Annotated in this window: 14 protein-coding genes and 1 pseudogene; 8 read left to right on the top strand and 7 right to left on the bottom strand. The window is 48.3% G+C overall.

The window, feature by feature from the left end:
• Nucleotides 1–340 precede the first annotated feature (340 nt).
• The 4 genes from rhlB (at nt 341) to CX664_RS19565 (ending at nt 7,204) form a co-directional block, all read left to right on the top strand.
• Nucleotides 341–1,747, top strand: a complete 1,407-nt coding sequence (gene rhlB, locus CX664_RS19580) for an ATP-dependent RNA helicase RhlB (RefSeq protein ID WP_101748363.1) — start codon at nt 341–343, stop codon at nt 1,745–1,747.
• A 270-nt stretch (nt 1,748–2,017) separates the two neighbouring features.
• Nucleotides 2,018–3,421: a PhoH family protein gene (locus CX664_RS19575; RefSeq protein WP_101748362.1), complete on the top strand. Its 1,404-nt coding sequence runs from the start codon at nt 2,018–2,020 to the stop codon at nt 3,419–3,421.
• A 245-nt stretch (nt 3,422–3,666) separates the two neighbouring features.
• The gene (gene yaaA, locus CX664_RS19570; RefSeq protein WP_101748361.1) at nt 3,667–4,455 is read left to right on the top strand and encodes a peroxide stress protein YaaA; all 789 of its coding nucleotides are present in this window, start codon (nt 3,667–3,669) and stop codon (nt 4,453–4,455) included.
• Nucleotides 4,456–4,546: 91 nt separating this feature from the next.
• A complete protein-coding gene (locus CX664_RS19565) occupies nt 4,547–7,204 on the top strand; it encodes a hypothetical protein (protein ID WP_101748360.1) in 2,658 nt (885 codons plus the stop codon).
• A 388-nt stretch (nt 7,205–7,592) separates the two neighbouring features.
• Here the strand turns inward: CX664_RS19565 and CX664_RS19555 are convergent, their stop codons facing one another.
• Nucleotides 7,593–8,093 (bottom strand): hypothetical protein, encoded by a 501-nt coding sequence (locus tag CX664_RS19555; RefSeq protein ID WP_101748358.1) that lies wholly within the window; start codon nt 8,091–8,093, stop codon nt 7,593–7,595.
• Between the two features lie 194 nt (nt 8,094–8,287).
• On the opposite strand from CX664_RS19555, the gene CX664_RS19550 reads away from it, so the two are divergent.
• Nucleotides 8,288–9,418: an ankyrin repeat domain-containing protein gene (locus tag CX664_RS19550; RefSeq protein ID WP_101748357.1), complete on the top strand. Its 1,131-nt coding sequence runs from the start codon at nt 8,288–8,290 to the stop codon at nt 9,416–9,418.
• A gap of 283 nt (nt 9,419–9,701) precedes the next feature.
• On the opposite strand, the pseudogene CX664_RS28290 reads toward CX664_RS19550, so the two are convergent.
• Nucleotides 9,702–9,836 (bottom strand): annotated as a pseudogene (locus CX664_RS28290) (transposase); the annotation flags it as partial.
• A gap of 259 nt (nt 9,837–10,095) precedes the next feature.
• Here CX664_RS28290 and ushA point away from each other — a divergent pair.
• A complete protein-coding gene (gene ushA, locus CX664_RS19540) occupies nt 10,096–11,694 on the top strand; it encodes a bifunctional UDP-sugar hydrolase/5'-nucleotidase UshA (RefSeq protein WP_101748355.1) in 1,599 nt (532 codons plus the stop codon).
• Between the two features lie 63 nt (nt 11,695–11,757).
• Here the strand turns inward: ushA and CX664_RS19535 are convergent, their stop codons facing one another.
• The 5 genes from CX664_RS19535 to CX664_RS19515 form a co-directional block, all read right to left on the bottom strand.
• Nucleotides 11,758–14,352, bottom strand: a complete 2,595-nt coding sequence (locus tag CX664_RS19535) for a hypothetical protein (protein ID WP_101748354.1) — start codon at nt 14,350–14,352, stop codon at nt 11,758–11,760.
• 228 nt (nt 14,353–14,580) lie between these two features.
• Nucleotides 14,581–17,697, bottom strand: coding sequence for a hypothetical protein (locus tag CX664_RS19530; protein WP_101748353.1), 3,117 nt, complete (start codon nt 17,695–17,697; stop codon nt 14,581–14,583).
• Nucleotides 17,698–17,768: 71 nt separating this feature from the next.
• Entirely contained in the window at nt 17,769–19,661 is a 1,893-nt protein-coding gene (locus tag CX664_RS19525) for a TRAP transporter permease (protein WP_101748352.1), read from the bottom strand.
• Nucleotides 19,662–19,746: 85 nt separating this feature from the next.
• Nucleotides 19,747–20,664, bottom strand: coding sequence for a TAXI family TRAP transporter solute-binding subunit (locus CX664_RS19520; protein ID WP_241693383.1), 918 nt, complete (start codon nt 20,662–20,664; stop codon nt 19,747–19,749).
• 205 nt (nt 20,665–20,869) lie between these two features.
• Complete coding sequence (locus CX664_RS19515; protein WP_101748350.1) at nt 20,870–22,507, bottom strand: ankyrin repeat domain-containing protein; 1,638 nt, start codon at nt 22,505–22,507, stop codon at nt 20,870–20,872.
• Between the two features lie 390 nt (nt 22,508–22,897).
• On the opposite strand from CX664_RS19515, the gene CX664_RS19510 reads away from it, so the two are divergent.
• Complete coding sequence (locus CX664_RS19510; protein ID WP_101748349.1) at nt 22,898–23,779, top strand: prepilin peptidase; 882 nt, start codon at nt 22,898–22,900, stop codon at nt 23,777–23,779.
• On the top strand, nt 23,776–24,408 hold the full coding sequence (gene coaE, locus CX664_RS19505; protein ID WP_101748348.1) for a dephospho-CoA kinase: 633 nt from the start codon (nt 23,776–23,778) through the stop codon (nt 24,406–24,408). Before CX664_RS19510 ends, coaE begins: the two co-directional genes overlap by 4 nt.
• Nucleotides 24,409–24,422: the final 14 nt, after the last annotated feature.

The following is a 24,422-nucleotide window of genomic DNA, read 5'->3' as shown; positions in this document are numbered from 1 at the left end:
TCTCACGCTTTACCGTACCCACTCCCTAGGAGCCTGTCGGACTTAAGCGTCCGTAGTGAGGATTGCGAGAAATTGAGGGTAAAAATTTCTGCTTCTGAGGAGAATAGCGGGGCTATTTGACGAAGAAGCAGGAATTTTTAGACCAATTTATCGCAACCGCAGTAGGACAGTCTTAAGTCCGACAGGCTCCTAGGTAAAGTGGGCATGGTATTAACCAGCTAACTTCTTCCTCGCCCATCTCTGCGACGATCAGGATAAAGATTGTATCCTTATAGCTGGCTCACCCGGCTGCCAATTGGTAAAGCCATTGTTCAGGACTGAAAGGAACGAGATTAAGGCATTGAGTGGTTTTCTAGGATTTTTTAAGAAAAGCAGCGCGAGTAAAGATGCTTCCCCTGAAAAAGGGAAGAAAGCGCTTTCCGGCAGCAAAAAACAGGCTGCGCATTCCAGAAACAACGTCAAATCATCAAAGCGCCCGAAGCGGACAAACAGCAGAAAGTCAGACCGTCCTGCCCGGGCGCAGGAAAGCTGGAGTATTGATCAGTTCCAGGTAGCGCCTGACCCTGAAAAGACCCGCTTTCATGATTTTGCCCTGCCCGACGAACTGATGCATGCGATTGCTGACCAGGGCTTCAAGTACTGCACACCAATTCAGGCAGAGGTGCTCGGTAGCACTCTGGCGGGTCGGGATGGGATCGGCAAGGCTCAGACGGGAACCGGTAAAACGGCAGCATTTCTGATCAGCACGATCAAGCAGCTGATTGACACCCCGGCACCGGATACCCGCTACCTGAGCGAGCCACGTGCGGTCATCATTGCCCCCACACGGGAGCTGGCATTGCAGATCGGTAAGGACGCTGAAGCCCTGACCCAATACCTGCCGCTGCACGTTGTCACCGTTGTGGGTGGTATGGATTATGAGAAACAGCGTAAACGTATCGGCGAAAATTATGTAGATATTCTCGTTGCCACACCCGGGCGCCTGCTGGACTACTGTGAGCGTAAAGACCTGTTTCTGGACCTGGTTGAAGTCATGGTGATCGACGAAGCGGACCGCATGCTGGACATGGGCTTTATCCCGCAGGTACGGCGTATTATCCGCATGACGCCAAGACCGGGAGACCGTCAGACGCTGCTATTCTCAGCGACATTCACAGATGATGTATTAAGGCTTGGAGAACAGTGGACCTGGAACCCGGTAAAGGTTGAGATTGAACCTGACAGTGTCGCCACCGACACGGTGGAACAAAAGGTTTACATTCTCTCATCGGAACAGAAGTTTCCCTTGCTGGTAAACCTGATTAACCATCACCAGCTGGAAAAAGTCATTGTTTTCACCAATCGCAGGGACCAGACCCGCAAGCTGACCGAACAGCTGCAAAAGGTTGGGATCAGGGCAGACCAAATCTCTGGCGAAGTTCCCCAGAACAAGCGCCTCAGAACTCTGGAAGATTTCCGCTCCGGAAAAATTTCAGTACTGGTGGCTACCGATGTTGCTGGCCGGGGCATCCACATTGACGGAATCAGCCATGTGATCAACTACAACCTGCCTGAAGACCCTGATGACTACGTTCACAGAATTGGCAGAACCGGGAGAGCGGGGGCGAGCGGAACCAGCATCAGCTTTGCCTGTGAAGATGATTCGTTTCTGATTCCGGATCTTGAAGCGCTGCTGGGGGATAAACTGAAGAAGGACTACCCAGCGGAACAGCTTCTTGTTGATCCCAGAAACACTAAGCACCGATAAGCTAACAGAGCAGGCGAATGCTAACGATTCGCCTGCTGACATGGGAGAGAACAGTAATAATCAAAAGAAATATCAATCAAAAAAACAGTAAAATTTTTATAAAAAAATACGATATAACTTTTCAAGCATAAGAGTAAAACACATCAACTTAAACCCTTTAGGAGGAGAAAAAAAATTTTTTATTCTTCATCGAAATTTAGCCTTGCCGGATTAACGCTTTTCGATAAGAATCAAATATGAGTAACCCAAAAACAGACAAGGGAGCTGCCTATGGGACATGCCCTGGAAAACAGGCCAGAAAACTCACCCATCACAACCACCTACATACTGGACAGTAACGTCCTGATTCACGACCCTAACTCTATCCTCAACTTTGAAGAACATCAGGTAATCATTCCCATCACCGTTCTGGAAGAACTGGACAAACTCAAGAACGGCAAACAAACCATAGCCGCCGACTGTCGTCAGGCCATACGACTGATTGATAATATTCTGGGTACTGCAACACCTGCGGAGATAGAGCAGGGAGTCCCTATCCAGAGAAGCCACAGCAAGGAAACATCCGGCACACTCTCCATCATGATGAGTCATGCCGACGATAAAATCACCACACTCCCCAGCAGTAATAACGACAACCAGATAATTAACGACATCTGTCAGTACCAGAAAGCCCATCCGGACCGGCAGTTCATACTGGTCACCAAAGACATAAATATGCGCCTCAAAGCCAGGGGCTGCGGAATTCTTACCGAAGACTATCACAGTGACCAGCTGGTCAGTGATATTGGCTTACTGACCAAAGGTTATATCCACTATGAAGGCAACTTCTGGGACCGGGTCAATGAAGTAAAAACAGTACAGCTTGATGGTAAAACCATTCACACCCTGGACAAAAGTGAGTTTGCCGAAGAGTTGTATCTCAACAAGTTCCTTTTAGACGACCAGGGGTTTGTAGCAAAAGTCATTGACCTATCGGGCGACCAGGTAAGCCTTCAGCACTACAGCAGAGAAAGCCTGATGCATCAGGAAGCCTGGGGGTTGAGACCCTTGAACATCAACCAGGCCATGGCCCTGAATCTGCTGATTGACCCGGATGTGCATCTGGTGAATCTCAATGGTGCCGCCGGTTCTGGCAAGACCATTCTGGCCCTGGCAGCCGCCATTGAAATGACCATTGCCACGAAACAATACCGGAGAATTATTGCCACCCGTTCCACCCGGGGATTGGATGAAGACATTGGCTTCCTGCCAGGTACCGAGGCTGAAAAAATGGAACCCTGGCTGGGCGCTATAACCGATAACCTGGAAGCGCTGCACAATGATGACGAATCCACCAACAGCAGTGTGGAGTACATACTCGACCGGGTACCGCTGCATTTCAAATCCCTGAACTACATCCGTGGCAGGAGCTTCCAGCAGAGTCTGATCATCATTGATGAATGTCAGAATCTGACTCCCCACCAGATCAAAACCATCATCACCCGCGCCGGCGTCGGCAGTAAAGTGATCTGCCTTGGCAACCTGGCCCAGATCGACACCCCTTATCTGGCCGCCACCAGCTCCGGCTTAACCTATATGACTGAGCGCCTGAAGCATTTCCCCAATGGAGGTTCAATGCAGCTTCAGGGTGTACCAAGGTCACCACTGGCAGCGTATGCTGAAACCCATCTGTAATTCATTCCTCTTCATCACGACAAAGCCCCGGATCGCCGGGGCTTTCTATTTATTTCAACTGTACGGGAATAGACTGCACTGCTGCGGTGGCAACAAATTGATCTGAACATTCCCGTTTCTTAAAGTGATAGCCATTATCAATGGACATGATAGGTCTTATTAACCCATTCAACCCTATTAAAGGAACGCTCCCTGCTCTACTATTGTCATCATTATCTTAAGCTTGAACAATCAGGGAGAGTTGAATGCTGCTCGTTATTTCTCCAGCGAAAACCCTGGACTATGACACACCACCCACAACAAAAAAATTCACTCAGCCAGACTTTCTTGACCAGTCCGCCCTGCTGATTGAAGAGCTCCGTGAATTAAGCCCGGCAGCGATTGGCAGCCTGATGAGCATCAGTGATAAGCTGTCCCAGCTCAATGCTGCCCGTTTCCAGGCATGGTCGACACCGTTCAGTCCGGATAATGCCAAGCAGGCGGTACTGGCCTTCAAGGGTGATGTCTACACTGGTCTCGACGCAGAAACACTGAGTGAACAGCAGCTGTCATTTGCCCAGAAACACCTGCGAATTCTCTCTGGCCTTTATGGCCTGCTTCGCCCGCTGGATTTAATGCAGGCTTACCGTCTGGAAATGGGCACGCGATTTGCCAATCAGCGGGGGAAAGACCTTTACCAGTTCTGGGGAAGCAGGATTACAGAGCAGCTGAACAACGAGCTGGCCAGTCAGAAGAGCCAGGTACTGGTCAACCTCGCGTCCAATGAATACTTCAAGTCTGTTCAGCCAAAGCAGATTAATGGCCAGATTATTACGCCGGTATTTAAAGACTGGAAGAACGGTCAATACAAAATCATCAGTTTCTACGCCAAAAAAGCCCGGGGCCTGATGTGTCGCTACATTATCGACCACAATATTGACCAGCCAGAAAAAATGAAAAGTTTTGACTACGAAGGTTATGCCTTTAATGAGGCCATGTCCTCGGATGAAGAATGGGTTTTCACCCGGGAAAGAGATAGGACAGAAAATAAATAAAAAAGCCGGTCAGCTGAAATAAAGCTGACCGGTAACAATTTCCTCCTGCTGCCGATATCACTAACAATACAACCGGCCAGCCTACTCAATTATGTTCAAACTACCCAGAAACCCACTTTGTCACAGAGCGCCAGGAGTCGAGGGTTCAGGCCCTGTCCACACCAATTATGAGCCAGCGCCAAAAGAGGCGGAGGCACCGGTTGGTACCCATAGAGGCAGGAAAATTGAAAGTGCCGATACCACAAGCTATTTAGCTGAACAGAAAAGCGTGGTAACCGGTGCAGACAGTCCATCGCCACTAAAAACAGCAGCTACCCAGGTACCCGCTCATCACACGACGGGTTTAAAAGAGAATAAACCGGATAGCCAGGATGCAAAACTTTTGCAGGAACGGACTGATTTACTGCAACGGGCAGACAGTGTTCTTGGTGCCATTAACGCCAAGAAAGTAGTCGGTATTTCGCTGGAAGCGCTGGATAAAGCTCGAGCTAATAGCCCTGAGCAAGTGCTGGCAATGCTTAGGAGTATGGAGTTCCCGGCTGGCCTTAGCGTTAAAATCACCCTTAAGTCTCAGTCCGAAAAACCACTGAGCCTGATACCCCCGGGCGATGAATTGGAGAACCAGAAGAATCTTGACCAGTTAATGGAAAAAACCATAGAGGCCCTTAAGCGTCAGCAGCATGCCAATACAGAAGCAAGTGTCAGTGAAGCCGAAGAAATAAGACAGTCCCTCGTGCGCAACGATAACGAGATTGCGGGCAGAGAAACTTTGGGCCAGGGGGAAGGCGCACAGGCGTTTGACAAGCTCAGTAACAGAAAGTGTGCAATCACCGTTCATCATCGAACCCCCGTTGAGAAAAGCTATGTCGAGACCAGGCACCATGATACAAGCACCCGGCCAGCAACAGGGGAAAGTTCGGCTATCACTGCCAGAGAAGATTCTCCGGGTATTGAGAAGGGTAATGCTCACCCTGAAGAGCAAGACTTAACCACAACAACTGCTTCCGGTGCGCAGAAGCAAGCTGCCCCCATAGTCACCGATCCACCTGTAGGCACTCAGCAAGCAACTCCGGTTTATCCAGTACCACTCCCTTCAGTGAATAGTTCGCAAACCGCCGCTCCAACTCAGCCTAAGGAGGCCAAAACCGCTTTACCCCAGCAGCAGGCTACTGACTCAGTCGCACAAAGCTCTCCACTGATTCAGGAGACAGAACAAGAAAGCACTCCCGCAGCTGAACATACCGAGAGTGTTCCAACAGAAGAAGACCTCGCTGTCACCGAGCCCGTTTCAGCTCTGAAAGAGCAAACTGACGCCGTACCAGACAGCGCAGAAAGTCCGCAGGAAACAGCGCCCGTTGATAGCCTCTCTCCCTTGCCGGAAACCATGACAGCACCATCCCTCTCCCGGGAAGAAATCCGGGAAACAGCCTCTATCCCGGCAGAGCAATCCGACGCTCAGCCGACAATGACGCTGCAACAGGCAGAGCCGTCAACTGACCCGAAAACGGAACAGACGGCCAAATCGCAAGTCCGACAGCCAGAAAAACAAGAGAACTTGCATGCAGCACTGCTCAGAGAGCTAAAAAATAGACAAAGGGAACTAAAATCAATAAAGCCAAACCAGCCAATCGAAGGCAATAGCACTCAAACCAGTGACACACTTTCACCCAATGACGATACGGCAAACACACCAAAAGCCTCTCGGCCCGGGAGTCACCCCGAACTCATGGCGGAATTGACCAAAAAACTGGCCGACAGAAGACCCAAAACACCAGAAGAAGTTGACACTCTGGATAGCAATGTTGCCAAGAAATGGGCTCAGACGACGGAGAGATTGGAAAATAGCCACCTTCCCTTTATCGATGAACTGATGGAAAAAGTAGCGGCAAGAAACAGAGCAATGGAAGAAACGGCTCAGCCCTCCCAGTCGGCACTATCATCCAACGGTTACAAGCCTGCTGAAACAACGGTTTCCTTTCCACCGTTCCCTGCGGCGGATGAGTTACCAGCCGGGCAGAGAAGCTCTTCTCAGACGAATAGCAAGGCAACCAGTAACATTGCCGTACCAAAGGGCGAAACGAAAAACACATCATCCGGTAACAAGACGTTTAACGATGCCCAGTTTAAAGCAGAGTTGGAAGCCGCCGTGGCAAAGATGCTGAGAAAAAGTTCAGATACCATGGATGCTGACGACATCACAGACTCGTCGGTATCTGATGACCAGCTCCCGGAGGATGTAACCGCTGACCTGAACAACATAAATGCCGCCCTCTCTCCAGAAGAACCGGGAGAAACCACTCAACCAATTTTGAACAATGATGCCACAACGCCATTGCCTCCCGCTGCACCACCAGTACCTCCACCAATATCCCAGGAAATATTGTCCGCCAGGACCAGGAAGGCTCCGGCATCAACCAGCACTGCTCAGGCCAATAGCCCGGACAACGCAAACAAAACGGAATCAGGTAACGGAGCTAAAAGCAAGCCATCAAACCAGGGCTTCTTTGGCAGTGAGACATTCAAAAAAGCTCTGGAAAACGCTGCTACCGCCATGGATAACAAGCGTCAGAGCAGCGACAAGGATATTGAGCAACAAATCCAAGAGGCAAAAAAAGAGGCAAAGGAAAAAGAAGAGCAGGCACCCAACCCCAATGATCTGTTTGGTTCTCTGAGAAAGAGATTGTTTCCAATCAGGCAAGCCAATGATGATGATGTTGATGATAAAGACGAAAAAGACGGGTTTAACTAAGCACCACACATTCCGGTGAGTTCAATGTAACCTGGCTGACCGGTAATGTCGCCTTTAGGCGATAACGTTCCCGTATCTGTCATGTCTGCGGGGTTCTTTGAGCTTTATGATCATGAATAGGGTGCTCTCTCGGGTTAATAGCTGGCTCAGCAATCAAGTAGAACTTTGCCTGACATAACGTTAGACCACAGTTGTTCCCACTGCCTTGTAACGCTTTTCTATCAATGCCGTCGTCTTTTTCGGGAGTTCTTCTGATTCAATTTCCTTCAGTATTTTCCTGGCCGCACCGCATGTGTGTTTCAAGTTATGGAGCCTATCTTCTAACCAGAGCTTTCTCCTGGCTTTGCTTGCCATATTCAGGTGAGCTGGCGGTATAAATAGTGTGCAATCAATCACCATTGGCCGAGTAAAGACTCAGGGTTCCACACATCGCTTCTCTCCAGCCGTGTTCACAGAGCAAGATGCAGGTGCCATCCAGACCTATGGCAATGGTTTCGACGGGTTCTGACAGGAGCGGCAAGTCATATTCGATGTCTTTCTGGTCTTCAATTAATGCACCTACCCTGTCGGATAAATGCTTGATATACGAGTTAGACAGAGTTCTTTGATGGTTGGTTGCAAAGTCTTCTTTAACAGCAGGAGCGGGCATCTGACTGTATTTCCAAGCGAGTGTTTTGGCAAACTTGGGGGTAGTTGAGCCGACAATACCGGTGCGAAGATCAAGAGGCGCCAGCGTAACACCACCTCTGACTCCCTGATAAACAGAACGTTCCATAGGCACGCATCCATACATGGTTTCATATCGCTTCAGTACCTTTACCTTGTAGCTCCACTTCTGCTGGTTTAAGACAATGGGGTCTTTGTTGGGTGGTTCAAACAGTTCAAGCAACTCTTTTGTTCCGAGCTGCCCTGCCTGAAAGAACGTTGGGCGGGCAACGACGAGGCGGTTAAGAACAATCTTGTCGACCTTTATCGACTCTTTAAAATGAACTTATTCCTTTTTTTCTGGTCTGGTGTGATGCTCTGGATGATTTTTCCAGGAACCTGAAGATTGATGTCAATCACACTACAGGGTAAACAGATATGGTTCCCACATCGTTTTCTGGCGTAAAACGTGTGTTTGCGCAACTTGATGATCAGCTAGATTTGCCCAAGAATCAGGCTACTGAGGCTGAGTCAGGGGCAATTGCCAGAAAAAATCTTAAAGCCCTTAAAAAGGCTAATAAGATGCAAGCATCATCGTCAGATGCACCATCCACTTTAGAGTCTTCCAACCCCGATGGGCCGGTAACTCCCATTCAGCATTGGTTCTGGGATTTGACTGTCAAGCATCACAAAACCAGCACCATGGCCAAAATTTCCCAGGCTATCCAGGAAGGCAAAGAAATTCTGGAGCAAAATCCAGCCCTGTCCATCAATGATTGTCTGTGGTGGCCAGAATGGAAATATGTAACGGGTTTAATGTCTGTTATAGCAAACGGTGGTGGTGAGGTTGCCATTGATTTAATCACTGAAATGGGTGCTGATCCTTTTATTGAGGACTGTAACAGGAAAAATTTGCTGCACCTGTTGATTGCCAAAGGACATAAAAAAGCTTCAACAAGTAGGCATCAAAAACAATACCCAGTGTTCACAAAAATAATACAATCAGAAAGTTTACCGGTCAGCAGGCATATAAACTCACAGGATAAATACGGCCTGACACCATTGCATTATGCTTGCGCCAGGCGAGATCAGGCCTATATCCAACCCCTTATAGAGAGGGGAAGCGACCCTGCTATCAAAGATATCAATGGCAATAATTGTCTGGACGTATTACTGATGAGCGAGCAGAGTAGACTCAATCTTATTTCCCTGGCAGTAGCCATTGAAACTCAGTCGTTAAGCCATAGCAGGGTCTTGGCTGACTATAGATTGGACGGAAGTCAAAACTACTTTTTTCGGGATAAACCTATAGCTAATGTATTTGAGTCCCCCGCTACGTTGTTTAATCACTTAACCTTCAATTTAAGCGCGTTTATCAGTTGTCTGGAGCAACCATCTGATGACTGCATGAGCTATCTGGTCGATTTGCTGCTCTCTGCCATGGCCACTCCCGAGGCAGTTACAGAGGGTAGAGACAATAAGGGTGTTGCTGAGACAGCAAAAAAACATGGAGTCCTTACTGGTACCACGACTGAAGGTGATGGCAAAAAACTGGGGGCAGTTCTTTAACCTTGAAACCAACGTCAAAAATCAAGACCTAATGAAATGGTCCACCCCGCTCCCAAAACGGCTTCAAATGAGCCAGGATAGTTCTCGTCCAAAAACACAGCCAATTGAAAATGTTATTGGCATTTATCTTTAAAACCAATAACAACACAGTCAATGCTTGCTGCTGTTGGTTGTGGCTCTTTGCCCGCCTGAATTCGTACCTGATCACGAAGCGCATCATGTCCTTCTGCCATGTGTCATCTTTTTTCCTGATCCGGAAAGAGGTGTATACAGTGCTCCATGGTGGAAAATCAGAAGGAAGCATTCGCCACTGGCAACTTGTTTTATTGAGATAGAATATGGCATTCAGTATCAGACGATAATTCCAGTCACGTGGACGTCCGTTCTTCGGAGTGTCATAGCCAGGGTCAGGAAACAGAGGTTTAAGGATTGCCCACTCGTCATCAGTCAGGTCTGAAGGGCACCATGATAGTTCTCCATCAACTAATCAGATACAGTAGTTATAGACGACTTTTGATCTTTATCCTGAGTTAATGATCAGTAACTTTTACAACAGCCTCTAATATCTCTGCCGATTTGAGCTACGGCTGTTGAGTAGTTAACCTCTCTTGATATAACGAGATTTATGCAAACCCTAATAAAACAATTTTCTTTTTATTCCTTAGGAGATCATTTAAATGGCATTTAAATTATCAAAACCAGCTCCCCTGACCGTCGCTGCTATTGCGGTTATGGTTAGCGCATACTCCCTTATCCCGGAAAAACAAACGGGCACCGCCTTCGACCCGGATAAAACTTACCAGTTAACGGTACTGCACACTAATGACCATCATGGCCGGTTCTGGCATGACAGGAAAGATCAGTTCGGTATGGCAGCCCGCATGACTTTGATTGAGGAGATTCGCAAAGAAGTATCTGAAGAAGGTGGACATGTGCTGCTACTGTCCGGGGGCGACATTAATACAGGTGTACCCGAGTCAGACCTGCAGGACGCTGTCCCTGACTTCAAAGGCATGAATATGCTTGGGTACGATGCAATGGCTGTTGGCAACCATGAATTTGATAACCCGCGAGATATATTGATGATGCAGGAAGAACTGGCGGAGTTTCCATTCCTGTCAGCCAATATTATCGATCAGAAAAGTGGGGAGCCATTGTTTGTGCCTTACACCATGTTCAATCTTGATGGCCTTCGTGTCGCGGTTATGGGTTTAACCACAGACGACACCCCTAAAACGTCTAATCCTGAGAATGTGCAAGGTCTGACATTTGCCAGCCCGATTGAGGTAGCGCGTGAATTACTGCCCAGACTGGAAGAGAAGGCCGATGTGATCATTGCTTCAACGCACATGGGTCACTACCCCAATGGCAATCATGGTGTTAAGGCTCCCGGAGATGTAACACTTGCTCGAACCGTAAACGGCATCGACCTGATTGTTGGCGGTCACTCCCAGGATCCATTGTTTGAGCCTGATCTGCAAAATGACACCTGGATCGTACAGGCCCATGAGTGGGGCAAATACGTTGGGCGCGCAGACTTCGTTTATCAACAGGGTGATCTCGAACTTATTGATTACCAGCTGATCCCTGTTAACCACACAGGCAGTGAAACCAGAATTCCTTATCAAGAAGCAATGATGAGGCTTCTTTCTCCTTATCAGGAGGCGGGCGCAAAGCTGGTTGACGTTAAAATTGGCAGTGTCGACCAACGCTTAATGGGCGAACGTAATGAAGTACGGTTCCAGCCAACTAATCTGGGCACGTTACTGACCCGGGCTTTTATGGACAAAACCGGTGCTGACTTTTCGGTAACCAATGGAGGCGGGATTCGTGCCAGTATCAATGCTGGGGAGATTACTTATAAAGATGCTCTGATAGTATTTCCATTCGGCTACACACTGACTACTGTTGAGATGTCTGGTCAGCAGGTTCTCGATTACCTCGAGGTTGTTGGTCAAATGTCGGCTAATAGCGGTGCATTTGCCCACTTCTCTGGTGTTGAGATGGTGATCACCCCATCGGGAATTGAAAATGTTCGTATTGGCGGGAAACCACTGGATAGGAATAAAACTTATAAGATGGCAACTCTGAGTTTCTCTGCAAGGGGAGGTGATAACTATCCTGATGTGAGTTCCTATCCGGGCTTTGTAGACACAGGCTTTATGGACGCAGAAGTGATTCGTGAGTACATCGAAAAAAACTCACCCATTAACGTTGCCGATTATGAACCACAAGGTGTCGAGCGACAGACATTGATATCATACGGCAGCGATTAAGGAGACGCTGCGGATGTCTAAATAAAGTGAACGCGGTAAAAAAGGACGAGCGCACACTTGCACTTATTCAGGATGCATCATCGCAAGCAGCGCTTTGACAAAATCCTTCCTCTTGATCTCGTAATCATTAACATGGTGAGTTGTCGTTAGCCAGTCGTTAACTCTGTGCTCAAAAGCATCACGGTAAACATGGCTATGCAATTTGGTTTGAAGATTCGCACTAAGCACACGAAGGCGTTGTTGCTCTTGTTGAAGCTGATCGGTAAGACAGTCAGGATTTCCTTTTTTTTGTTCAAAGTGCAGAACGATAAACTGCCAGGCTTTATTCAGGCTAAGCAGGGCGCGCATAAGCAAGCCATAAATACGCTCATCAGGGCTTTGCGGGAAATTAAAAAGAATGGTTCGCGGCAGGTCACATACCGTGCCTTCTTGCAATTGCCCTGTCAGCGCATCAAGGTTCTCAGCGAGGTGTTCGAGCGTATCGTTCAGTAGCCTGGTTTCTTCAGCAAACGACAAATACCATACCGGCCTCTCAACGCCGGGCACATGAACAGCCAATCGTTCTGCATTGTCATGGATGACTCTGGCATCAACACTGACCTGAATCCCCATTGCCCTGGCACCCAAATCACCGTATTCAAGCTCAATATTATAAGCGTTTGGTAGTTTAATCGCCGGACATCCCGGTATTAGCCTGATGGTGATGTTTTTGGGGATTTCAAAGTCCCTGTCGGTATTCAGTGACTGCAGCGTATCAAAGAGTGCTCTGGCAGACGCTTCTGTCGTGCAGATAATGTCAATATCATTAAATACTGGGCAGAGGTTCTGTAAAAAACGGGAGTATGAACCGGTAATCAGAATGGCTGGATCGGTATTAGCACCATTAATTTCCTGAATAATCTCCAGGGTTTTCAGCGTTAGCGCATTTAACTGCGGAATCCAATGGTTGGGGGCTCCCGGCCCGCCTGTTGCTGTCCATTCTTTTGGCAAGTGCTTCCGGGTTTGAACTGCACCAGCGGTAATGGCAACAGAAGCTTCCTGTTGTACGACAAAATCTTTATATACGTCAGAATTATCACTACCCGAGGTAACGGCACTTACCCGTTTAAACAGTAAAGAATCCGTTATATTGGCTGCGGAGCTGCATTGTTCAAACCAGCAGCTTAACGCATTGCGAAGCCTGCTTCCCTCGGGAAAACTCTGAAGGCATTCCTGAACCTGCTCCCTATGGATTTGCCGTCCATTAACAGGCTGTCTCGCGATATGACACTGCGCCAGAAAGAAGAAATACAGGCGTGAATTCTGATATGAGCATCTCAGTGTGTTAATTGATTGCAATACCTGTTCTGCGGTTACTCTCAGATGATCAATGGTCAATTCATACTGCATCGCCATGAATTGCAATATACATTGCAGTCGGAGTTGCTCATCGTCCCGGACCGATACGTTGCTTAAGATTTGCCAGGCCTTTTGAAGGACATCCTGAGCTTCATTGGCTTCATCGTACCGCTGAGGTGGTTTCAGGCTTTGCATCAAATACCTGGCTTGCCTTGAAGAATGATCCCCGGGAACGTCATTAAATGCTTCTAATACTTTCTGATCATCCAGACAGGTAAAATCCGATACTTTTGCATTCAATGCCAGCTGAGCATAAAAAATAGCTCTCTCGAGCAACCAGCCACCACGCTCATAATCCTTGACCACTGCCCCCGGTGTGACCTGCTGGCCATTCAATAACAGCCCCCTCAGGCAACATTCCGCCTGGAAACGTGCTATCCCCAGTCTTCCTTCCGGGCTATCCGGGAAATCCCTGACCACCGAATCCGGTGTGACCAGCTGACCATTCAATATCAGGCCCCACAGGCAACATTGTTCCTTAAAGCGTGCCAGCTCCAGTGGTGCGTTGGCTATCTGGTAGCCCTCAACCACTTCATCCGCTGTGACCTGCCGACCATTCAATGTCAGCCCCCTGAGGCAACACTCTGCTTTGAAGCGTGCCTCCTCCAGTGTTGCTTTGATTGCCTGATAATTCTTAACCACGGTATCCGTTGTCACATGCTGGCCATTCAACAACAGCCCCTTCAGGCAACATTGTTCCTGAAAACGCCCTAGCGACAGTGTCGCCTTTAATGCCTGATAGCACCTAACCACCGCATCAGGTGTGAACTGTCGACCATTCAACAACAGTCCCCTCAGGCAACATTGTTCCTGAAAGCGCACCAACTCCAGTTTTGCGTTGGCTGCCTGATAATCCTTAACCACTGTATTCGGTGAAATCTGCCGACCATTCAACATCAGGCCCTTAAGGCAGCATTGTTCCTTAAAACGCGCTATCCCCAGTTTGCCTTCCGGGCTACCCGGGAAATCCTTAACCACTTCACCCGGTGTAACCTGATAACCATATAACGGCAGACACTTCAGGCAACATTCGGCCTTGAAGCGTGCTATTGCTAATTTGTACTTACTCTTTCGGTCCGGCTGCCGGTTGAATGCCTGAATGACCTGATCCGGGGTAACTTTTCTATTGCTATGTAAAATATTCTGTAAACAGAGCTTTTGCAGGAAGAACCCGCTTCTGAGAGACGTTTTCTCATTTCCATAGGTAGCAAGCACTACAGCCGTGGTTATCTGACGCCCTTCTAATGTTTTTTTTGCCAAAAGGCATCCTCAGTACATTTGCCAATATCTGAGGGGGTAGCTGTGGCTCTATAAGACGGATGACTTGCAACGCTTTTGCAGTTACAGGGGCTTTTTGAACAATCAGGAAACCCGCCTGCACCAGCTTGTTGACCAAACCGATCAGCAGAATGTGGAGATGAGCAGGTTGATGCTGTTGCTTTCAGAATAAAACCCGGCGCACTTTAACCATAAATACCACTGTCAGACCTAAAAATAATGGTTAGGTTCCTGTGTGGAGTGTTCGGGGGAGCAGCAGTCGGTGATCATATTTACCTGGTCATATTCAGGATGCATCATCGCCAGCAGTACTTTTATAAAGCCCTTCCTCTTGATCTGGTAATCATTATGCATGGTCGATAGACAGCCATTTACCCGGTGCTCAAAATCATGACGGCAAACATGGCCATTCAATTTCGTTTGAAGCTTCGCAGTCAGTGTATGCAGGCGTTGTTGTTGTTCTTGCAGCTGGTCAGTCCGAAAGTCTGATCTTCCGGTTTGTTGCTTAGAGTACAGAGCGATAAATTGCCTGGCTTTATTCAGAGTAAGCAGGGAGCGCATCAGCAAGCCATAAATGCGTTCCCCTGTGTTCATAGGGTTGTTAAAAAGAAGCGTTCGGGGTAATTCAAATACCTCCCCTTGTTGCAATTGCTCTGTCAACGGGTCGAGGTTCTCAGCGAGGTGTTCCAGCGTATCGTTCATAAGCCTGGTTTCTTCAGCAAACGACAAATACCATACCGGCCTCTCAACGCCGGGAACGCGAACGGCAGATTGCTCTGCATTCTCATGGATGACTCTGTCATCAACACTGACCTGAAACTCCATTGCTTTCGTACCCAAATCACCGTCTATAAGATGAATATTGTAGGCTTTTGGCAGTTTAATCGCCTGACATCCCGGGATTGATGAGATGGTGATGTCTGTTGGAATTTCTGAATCCCTGCCGGTGTTCAGTGCCTGCAGCTTGTCAAAAAGCGCTCTGGCGACCTCTTCTGTCGTGCAGATAATATCAATATCATTAAATACCGGGCAGAGGTTCTGTAAAAAACGTGAGTATGAACCGGTAATCAGAATGGTTGGAGCAGTATTGGCACCATTGATTTCCTGAATAACCTCCAGTGTTTTCAGCGTTAGCGCATTTAACTGTGGAACTCCCCGGACACTCGTTGCGCCTGTTTGTGGCCATTGTTTCAGGGGTTGATACCCTCTGACGATCATTGCCCAGGTAGCTGACACAGGTTTTGTTTCATCCCGGTATTCCCTGGCCTGATAAGGGAATAGTTTCTCCCTGTCAGGATTGGCAACGGATACCTCTACCGATGTTGCTCTTCGGCCAAAGCTCTCTGTATCGGGTATCACTTCGGAGAGGAAATCCGATTTGAACAGCAACTCATCCATGATATTGGATGCCGGGCTGCATTGTTCAAACCAGCAGCTTAAAGCGTGGCGGAGCTTGCTGGCTTCAGGAAAACTCTGAAGACACGCCATAACCTGATCTTTATGGATCTGTCGTCTATTAACAGACTGGCTGTTGATATAGCAGTATGCGAGGAAAAAGAAATGCAGGCGTGAATTCTGAAATGAACGCCTCAGTATTTTGATGGAATGCAATACCTGCTCTGCGGACACCCGCTTATGATCAATTCGCAACTCATGATGCATAGCCATGAATTTCAATATGCATTGCAGCCGGTGTTGTTCATCACCTTTGACCGATATGTTGTCCAAGATTCGCCAGGCCGCTTGCAGCAAATCCTGAACTTCTTTGGTTTCATCGTACCGCCAGGATTGTCTCAGCCTTTGAATCAGATACCTGACCTGCTTTGAAGAATGATCCCCCGGAGCTTGATGAAACGCGGCCAATACTTCCTTGTTATCCAGATAGCGGCCATTCAATGTCCTGCCACTCAATGCCAGCTGAGCATAAAAAATTGCACTTTCGAGCAGCCATCCACCCCGCGCATAATCCTTAACCACCACATCCGGTGCCACCTGTCGGCCATTCAACGTCAGGCCCCTCAGGCAACATTCTGCTTGAAAGCGTGCCAGCTCCCGTGTTGCCCTGAGTGCCTGAAAGTCCCTGACCACTGACTCTGGTGTCACCTGTCGGTCATTCAATGGGAGCCCTCTCAGACAGCATTCCGCCTTTAAGCGTGCCTGCTCCAGTGTTGCGTTGGCTGCCTGAAAATCCTTGACCACCATATCCGGTGTTACTTGCTGGCCATTCAACACCAGCCCATTCATACAACATTGCTCTTTAAAGCGCGCCAGCGCCAGTGTTGCGTTGGCTGCCTGAAAATCCCTGACCACTTCATCCGGTGTCATCTGCTGGCCGTTCAGTGGCACACCTCTCAGGCAACATTCCGCTTTAAAGCGCGCCAGCCCCAGTGTTGATTTGGCTGCCTGAAAATCCTTAACAACGGCCTCCGGTGTCACCTGCCGGTCATTCAACGCCAGCCCCAGCAGGCAACATTGCTGCTTAAAGCGTGCCAGCTCCAGTTTTGCGTTGACTGCCTGAAAGTCCTTAACCACCGCCTCCGCTGAGACCAGTTGGCCATTCAATTTCACTCCCTTCAAGCAACAATGTTCCTTAAAACGCCCCAGCGCCCTTGTTGCCCCGGCTGCCTGAAAACCCTTAACCACCGCCTCCGTTGTGACTTGCTGGCCATTCAAGATCAACTTCTTCAGGTAACAGTGCTCCTTAAAGTGCGCCAGGGCCAATCTGCCCTTCGGGCTATCCGGGAAATCCTTAACCACGACATCCGGTGTGAACTGCCGGTCATTCAACGCCAGGCCACTCAGGCAACATTTTTCCTTGAAGTGCGCCAGTGCCATTCTGCCCTCCGGGCTATCCGGGAAATCTTTAACCACTGCCGCCGGTGTGAGCCGTTGGTCGTTCATTGACAGCCCCTTCAGGCAACATTCCGCTTTGAAGCACGCTATCGCTAATTCGCTCTTACTCCGATCTGGTTTCAGGTTAAACGCCCGGACAACCTGATCCGGGGTGATGTTTCTATTGTTATGGAGAATGTTCCTTAAGCAGAGTTTTTGCAGGAAGAAACCGCTTCTAAGAGACGTTCTATCATTGCCGTAAGCTGTAATCACACAAGCCGTGGTGATTTGACGCCCTTGCAACATTTTTTGTTGCCAAAAGGCATCTTCAATACGTCTGCTATCGTCCAGATTCTTGGCTGTACCACCAGAGGACTGATGGCAAGAGACTCTTTTACCATTAAATAGACTTATGTAGTGGTTAGACGTCCCACTTGAACCGGCTTGCTGTTCAACCCGGCCATCAGGCTTTGGACGGGTATAGGTTGATGCCATTGTTTTCAGAATAAAACCCTGCGCAGTTGAACTATAAACACCGCAGTTTGACCTCAAAACGGTTATTAGGTTCACTCGCTTTTGGTTCGTGGGCTTTGCTTTACCCCCATTCGCCATTGCAGGGCGACCAGTACCGTCACGACCATTAAGCCCGGCAATGCCCCGCCATATGGATTAAATAGCAGCAGAGGCAAACTAATCAGGGCCATCAATCGCTCCCAGGCATTTAACTTTCTTAGCAGATAGCCTTCGATAGTCATTGCCATTGCCACAATAATCGCGACCGTTTGCAGGGTTGCTATAACCAGCCCCAATAGATCTGCGGAAGTATTAATCAGTCCGGTATAAGCCATCATCATTGGAATGACAAACAAGCCTGCAGCAAGCTTAAATGCCTCAACCGAAGCCTTCATTGGTTTGGCATTAGCCACACCCGCACCGGCAAATGCGGCCAGGGCAATGGGGGGCGTGACATTAGAGGTTTGTGACAGCCAGAAAATAATCAGATGGGAGGTTAATAACGGTAACCCGAAATCACCTAATAAAGGCACGGCAATAACAGCAAGCACAATATACGCAGCGGTAACCGGTAATCCCATGCCCAGAATCAGGGCAACAAGGCTGATCAACAACAAAGCCGTGAACAGGTAACCACCGGACAGTGCCATAACAAACTGGGTAAACTGCAGGCCAATGCCGGTCTGCCCAACAACACCGACAATAATACCGGCGGCACCACAGGCTACAGAGATAGGAAGTGCCAGCAATGCCCCCGCCTTCATACCTTCAATCACCTTGGGCAAACTTACCCGACTGTGTTTGCGTAAAGCGGCGGTGACCAATATGGCAGCACAGCCAGCAACCCCCACCAGCAAGGGGGAATACCCCATCATCAATAATGCAGTAATCAGCACCAGGGGAATCAGGAAGTGAGCACCCTGCTTCATCACCTTAAGAACGGCTTCTGTACGACTGACCGCCTGTAAATCCAACTTGCAGGCCATGATATGCACATAAAGCAGTGTGCAGAAGAAATAAAGCAATGCCGGCACTATGGAAGCAATCATAATGTCGCTGTAGGGCACACCGGTAAACTGTGCCATTACAAAAGCGCCCGCCCCCATGATCGGTGGCATAATCTGTCCACCGGTTGAAGCGGCAGCTTCAATACCTGCTGCCTGTTCGGGTTTGTAACCCAGTCTCTTCATCATGGGGATGGTGATTGAACCGGTGGTTACCGTGTTGGCAATGGCAGAGCCGGAGATTGAGCCCAGTCCGGCAGACGCAATGACCGCAGCTTTTGCTGGTCCGCCTCGATATTTGCCAGCAATGGCAAAAGCCAGATCAATAAAGAATTTACCCGCCCCGGTCACCTCCAGAAAAGCACCAAACAAGACAAAGATAAATACGGTGGTGGCGGCAATACCCAGTGCTGAACCAAAAATACCGTTACTGGAAAAAATCTGGAACTGTACCAATTCCTGCAGACTGTATGCCTTGGTTGCCAGTGTTCCCGGAAGCAGATCGCCAAAAGCACTGTAAGCCAGAAATATACCGGCAATAATCACCATGACCCAGCCTACAGTACGTCGACAGGCTTCTAACAATAACAGCGTAAAAACGACACCCGCCAGCAAATCCGTATCGGCCAGGCCAAACAGAAGATAGTTAATATCGTTATAGTCAAACTGGATGATCTGATATCCGGCAAACAGGGCCAGAGCACAGAACCCAAGGTCTAGCAATCGGCCAGCCACCATTATCGGGCTGCCTTCCTGTTTATTCCCGGCGTTTTTAATGAGTGGATAATGCAGAAAAATCAGTACCATCACCCAGGTCAGGTGAGCTGGCCTGAAGTACGTTGCAGAAATGGTTGAGGTCACACCCTGCCAGATCTGGAACACTGACAGCAGCACAGCAAGGGCTAACAACAAATAGCCCAGTCCCTGATTAAACCTGCTCATATAATACGCCCAACAGATTACAAGAGAGGAAGTAGCGATGCCCAATCGGCTAACGCTACTGTTCAGTGCTGACTCAGTACTGAATTTATTGAATGCTGTTCAGATACTTTTCAGCACCCGGATGAAGAGGCACACCAGCCAACTGTTTCGCATTAGCCGGAATGGTCGCCTCAGCAACGTTTACCACCTTGCGGACTTCATCCATGTTTTCATAGGCAGCCCGGGTCAGTTCAAACGCCATGTCATCTGACATATCTGCCCGTACCACCAGCACGTTCCAGATACTCAGCGTGTCAGTGGCTGGCACATCGTTATAAACACCTTCGGGAATGGTGTACTCGCTGTAGGCTGGATACTCGGCAATAAATGTCTGACGTTCTTCCTGAGTAATGGGAATGACACGCAGCTTGTGGGTCAGTGCAATCTGGGTCACCGCCCCAACCCCCTGGCCACCAACAATAAAGCCAGCATCAATCTGACCATTGGCGAGCGCATTGGTGGTTTCAGAGTAATTGAGATAGACGGCGTTGATGTCCTTTTCAGGGTTAATCCCCAGGGTTTTCAGTAAGGCTGCCGAAGTGACGGCAGTGCCTGAACCTGGCGCTCCCAGGGAAACACGCTTGCCTTTCAGGTCATCCAGGGTCTGAATATCAGAATTTTGCAGTGTCATGGGATGAACAAGGTTTGGATAAAGCGCGAACAACACTTTGACGGGCATTTTTGCGGGAAATTTACCCTCCCCCTGATAGGCGTCCATCACGACATTGCCCATGGCAATACCCGCCAGCATATCGCCACGTACGACTTTGATCGTGTTTTCAACGGAGGCAGCAGTCACCTCGGCTTTTACATTGATGCTACTCACTTCGTCCGACCAGACTTTGGCCAGAGCACCACCAAAAGGGTAATAAATACCACTTTGTCCACCTGTCCCAATGGAGTAGTTTTGGGCAAAAGAAATGATAGGCAACAGCATTGCGAATGCAGCAGCTATACGTTTCATGTGGATCATCCCCCTTTTACAGGTCATTTTGTTGTTTTTTTGAACGGGATCTTCCGCTCTATTTTCTTGTTTGAGCAGAGCTTACTACAGGAAGCGCTGATGGAGAATACTCTCTGATAAAAGATGGTGCCACTGACAAAATAAAATAATGGATTAGAGATAAGCCCAAACCTTGCTGTAATACTCCTTCGTAATGATCACCTGGTTAAAATAATAGACGAAAGATGTAGTTAATAACTTCCATGGGATTAACTAATAGCACAGAAAAAATTTCAATTAGATACTCTGTTTTTTTCAAGGCGGGGTTTTCCACTTCAATTTTCTCATTTGCTTTGAGAAATTTTTTTATCGTTTCATCATTAAAATCCATGTTGTAGTCATTAAATTTATCCAGTACTTCTTCTACCATTTGCCGAAGCTGAGCTGAATTAGCACTTTTTAAATCTTCGTGCAAACGTAGTCTTGTTTCTTTGGCACAACTGACTGCTCTTTGATACTTGTCCCCGCGGGATTCGGAAGGTTCTTCATCACCAAACACATCTAACAATGAAGTTAATAAACTTAAATGGCGTATGAGATACTCTCTCAGAGGTGGTCTGGTCAGGGCTTTCTCACAACAGTCACTGATCAAAACTACATTTTTCAAGAAACCTTGACCAGTATAAAACCACTTCAGAGTTGACCTTTCAACTGATTGACCTTCAGGTGTTCGAAAATGATCACATAAAATTTGAGCATTGTGATGTAATTCAGATTCAGGATCAGATACTGTTTCAGAGTAAAAACACGCCATTTCAAGCAGCGTATGATGGAGTTGAGTTTTTTCTTTAGTTAAATTCCTGATAGCCTCATCACGAGGAGCTATCCGTTCGTGCATATTAGCTCCGCAGTTTAATAATAGCTTGATCATCTTTGCTGCTGCAGGATTCGTGGAAAAACTTGCCATAAATAATGGTGATTGTTGAATGGGATTAGCCGGATCAATATTATTTGGATCTCCACCATTTGCGAGCAGTTGCTCCAGAATAATGTGGTTGCCATATTCAATTGCAGACATAACAGGAGTAATCCAAACCTTTCCTGGTGGTATTGATTCACTCTCTCCAAAGTTGCCAATGGATCTGAATCCAATCTTATCACTCCCAGCGCAACGAATTTTGTAGTTGGGGTCAGCCTTGTGCTCCAAAAGGATTTTCGTGGTCTCGGCGTAACCCTTTTTTATGGCCATGATCAATCCGGTGATGCCATCTTTCCTGGGGTTGTCAGGATCAAACTGTTTGGATTTGGTCATCACCTGAATGACCTTCGTTTGATTTTCCTGCGCAGCAATAGTTAGAGCACTACTCTGAAGGGAAGAAAATGGATTGTTTTCACAGGGATTTGCCTGATGGTCGATTAATGTCTCAACAACTGCTGCATGACCACGTCGGGCAGCATATATCATCGGAGTGTCTTTTTTATCGCTGAACGACAGTGGGCAACTGAACCATTCCTTCCGTGTTTTTTCATCCGTACCCGATAATAGACGAGCAAGCTTCTCGCCATCATCCGAGTTGCACGACTCTTGAAAGCAAGAGGTTAAAGCCTCCGGTGTTATCTGAGCTATTGTGTCAGGTTGTGAAAGCACATTGGGCATTTCAAGCCGTGCTTTTTTAGCAGCGGGCTCAGAGTTAACATCAACCCTGGTTATGATGAAATCTGCTAACGGTACGGTCTCAGGTGCAGGAGGACTGCGATGTTCGCAGGGAATCTGAGGAATGCCCGCTGCTGTCTTATTATCCGACGGTTTTTCCGGGATAGCTCTGGGTAGTGCGGAAGGGACTAATGAATAATTGCAGTTCATTGTTGTTGGACCTCAGTCATTTGTCAGATACATTTTTGGACTCTCCAATGGGCAAAAATGACAGTCACATCCTGTCGGGCAAAGTGCAAAATGGACCGGGTAGAGTCCGACCGTACATTTTCACGACAATTTATAGTCAAATTTGTTTTTTTATGACTGATCGATCATTGGAAAGTTCCCCTATCAAGGCATAGCTGGCAAACTTAGCCAGAATTCAACAGTTGAATTGAGAACCTGCTCAAATCCCGATTTACGGTTCAGCCGTTGTTTTCCTTACGCTTCAGAGGTTTGATTACGGCAACAGGCATGCCAATATTGGACTATCAAACGATCAGGTACTGGCGGGGAGGACTGGCCAGCCATACTGATCACCATCAGGGAACTGTGTGAATGTCACCGATTATAGAACTTATAGAGACCTCAACCCCTTACCTGACCTTTGTGCTGACCATCTCTGGCTTGATTGTCGGTAGTTTTCTCAATGTGGTGATCCACCGGTTACCGATAATGATGGAAAGGCAGTGGCAGCAGCAGAGTGAAGCTATTTTACACCCGGAAAAGATACCGGATCCTCTGCCTGCTTTTAACCTTGTGGTGCCTGCATCTACCTGTCCTTCCTGTCAGCATAAAATCCGTGCCTGGGAGAATATTCCGGTGATCAGCTATCTGTTCCTGAGAGGTAAATGCTCAGCCTGCCGGACCCCGATTTCATTGCGCTATCCGGCCATCGAGATACTCAGCGCCCTGATGACGGTAATGATTGGCCTGACCTACGGCGTGACATTACAGACACTGGTCTTCTGTCTGTTCGGCTGGTCACTGCTGACCCTGACCATGATCGACTACGATACCCAGCTACTGCCTGACGATATTACTCTGCCACTCCTCTGGGCAGGCCTGATCGTCAACAGCTTTGAACTGGTGGTAACCCTTGAACAGGCGTTATGGGGAGCCATTGCCGGTTATCTTTCCCTGTGGAGTGTTTACTGGGTATTCAAACTGGTGACCGGCAAGGAAGGCATGGGCTACGGTGACTTTAAACTGCTGGCGGCGCTGGGAGCCTGGCTAGGCTGGATGAAGCTGCCCCTGATCATCCTGCTCTCATCACTGGTTGGCACTGTTGCAGCGATACTGTTGATCGTCAGTCAACGCCAGGAACGATCCAACCCGATTCCCTTTGGTCCTTATCTGGCCATTGCCGGCTTTGTTGCCCTGGTCTGGGGCGATCAACTGATTGCGGATTATCTGAGCTTTTCGGGTTTGAACGGATGACCACGGTAAGCTCACAGCAGCCCTTAGTTCAACAAAAGCGCCCTTTTACGGTTGGAGTCACCGGCGGTATTGGCAGCGGCAAGACGGCAGTGACCGACTTTTTTGCCAGCAAGGGAATTTGTATTGTTGATGCGGATATCGCTTCCCGCGTGGTGGTAGAGCCGGGAAAACCGGCTTTGGCTGACATTGAACGGCGCTATGGCCCGGAGATTTTGCTCGATGGCAGTCTTGACCGTAGAAAGCTGAGAACCATCATCTTTGCTGATGCTGATGAACGAAAATGGCTGGAAGGTCTGCTACACCCCCTGATACGGGATCAGATAATCCTTGAGCTGACCCATGCAGAATCACGTTATGCCATACTGGTTTCGCCGTTGATGCTGGAAACCAGTCAGCATGAATTGGTGGACCGTGTGCTGGTCGTGGATGTGCCAGAGAGTGTTCAGCTATCCCGCACCATGGCCCGTGACCAGATGACAGAGGATCAGACCCGGCAGATCCTCAGTAGCCAGATGGAACGGCAACAGAGAGTTGGCAGAGCCGATGATATCGTTGATAACAGTGGCTCTATAAGCCAGTTACACCGGTCATTGGATAAACTGCATCATTATTACCTGAGCCTCGCTTGAGGCTCAGGTGCTTC

The organism is Endozoicomonas acroporae (assembly GCF_002864045.1).
GTDB lineage: Bacteria > Pseudomonadota > Gammaproteobacteria > Pseudomonadales > Endozoicomonadaceae > Endozoicomonas > Endozoicomonas acroporae.
The sequence above is the reverse complement of the archived record's forward strand: the minus strand, read 5'-3'. Positions and strand labels throughout refer to the sequence as shown.

What these genes read in the sequence shown, in the direction of transcription:
- yaaA (WP_101748361.1), top strand. Translation starts at nt 3,667, where the DNA reads ATGCTGCTCGTTATTTCTCCAGCGAAAACCCTGGACTATGACACACCA.
- CX664_RS19525 (WP_101748352.1), bottom strand. Translation starts at nt 19,661, where the DNA reads ATGAGCAGGTTTAATCAGGGACTGGGCTATTTGTTGTTAGCCCTTGCT.
- CX664_RS19565 (WP_101748360.1), top strand. Translation starts at nt 4,547, where the DNA reads ATGTTCAAACTACCCAGAAACCCACTTTGTCACAGAGCGCCAGGAGTC.
- coaE (WP_101748348.1), top strand. Translation starts at nt 23,776, where the DNA reads ATGACCACGGTAAGCTCACAGCAGCCCTTAGTTCAACAAAAGCGCCCT.
- ushA (WP_101748355.1), top strand. Translation starts at nt 10,096, where the DNA reads ATGGCATTTAAATTATCAAAACCAGCTCCCCTGACCGTCGCTGCTATT.
- CX664_RS19515 (WP_101748350.1), bottom strand. Translation starts at nt 22,507, where the DNA reads ATGAACTGCAATTATTCATTAGTCCCTTCCGCACTACCCAGAGCTATC.
- CX664_RS19530 (WP_101748353.1), bottom strand. Translation starts at nt 17,697, where the DNA reads ATGGCATCAACCTATACCCGTCCAAAGCCTGATGGCCGGGTTGAACAG.
- CX664_RS19510 (WP_101748349.1), top strand. Translation starts at nt 22,898, where the DNA reads ATGTCACCGATTATAGAACTTATAGAGACCTCAACCCCTTACCTGACC.
- CX664_RS19550 (WP_101748357.1), top strand. Translation starts at nt 8,288, where the DNA reads ATGGTTCCCACATCGTTTTCTGGCGTAAAACGTGTGTTTGCGCAACTT.
- CX664_RS19520 (WP_241693383.1), bottom strand. Translation starts at nt 20,664, where the DNA reads ATGAAACGTATAGCTGCTGCATTCGCAATGCTGTTGCCTATCATTTCT.
- CX664_RS19575 (WP_101748362.1), top strand. Translation starts at nt 2,018, where the DNA reads ATGGGACATGCCCTGGAAAACAGGCCAGAAAACTCACCCATCACAACC.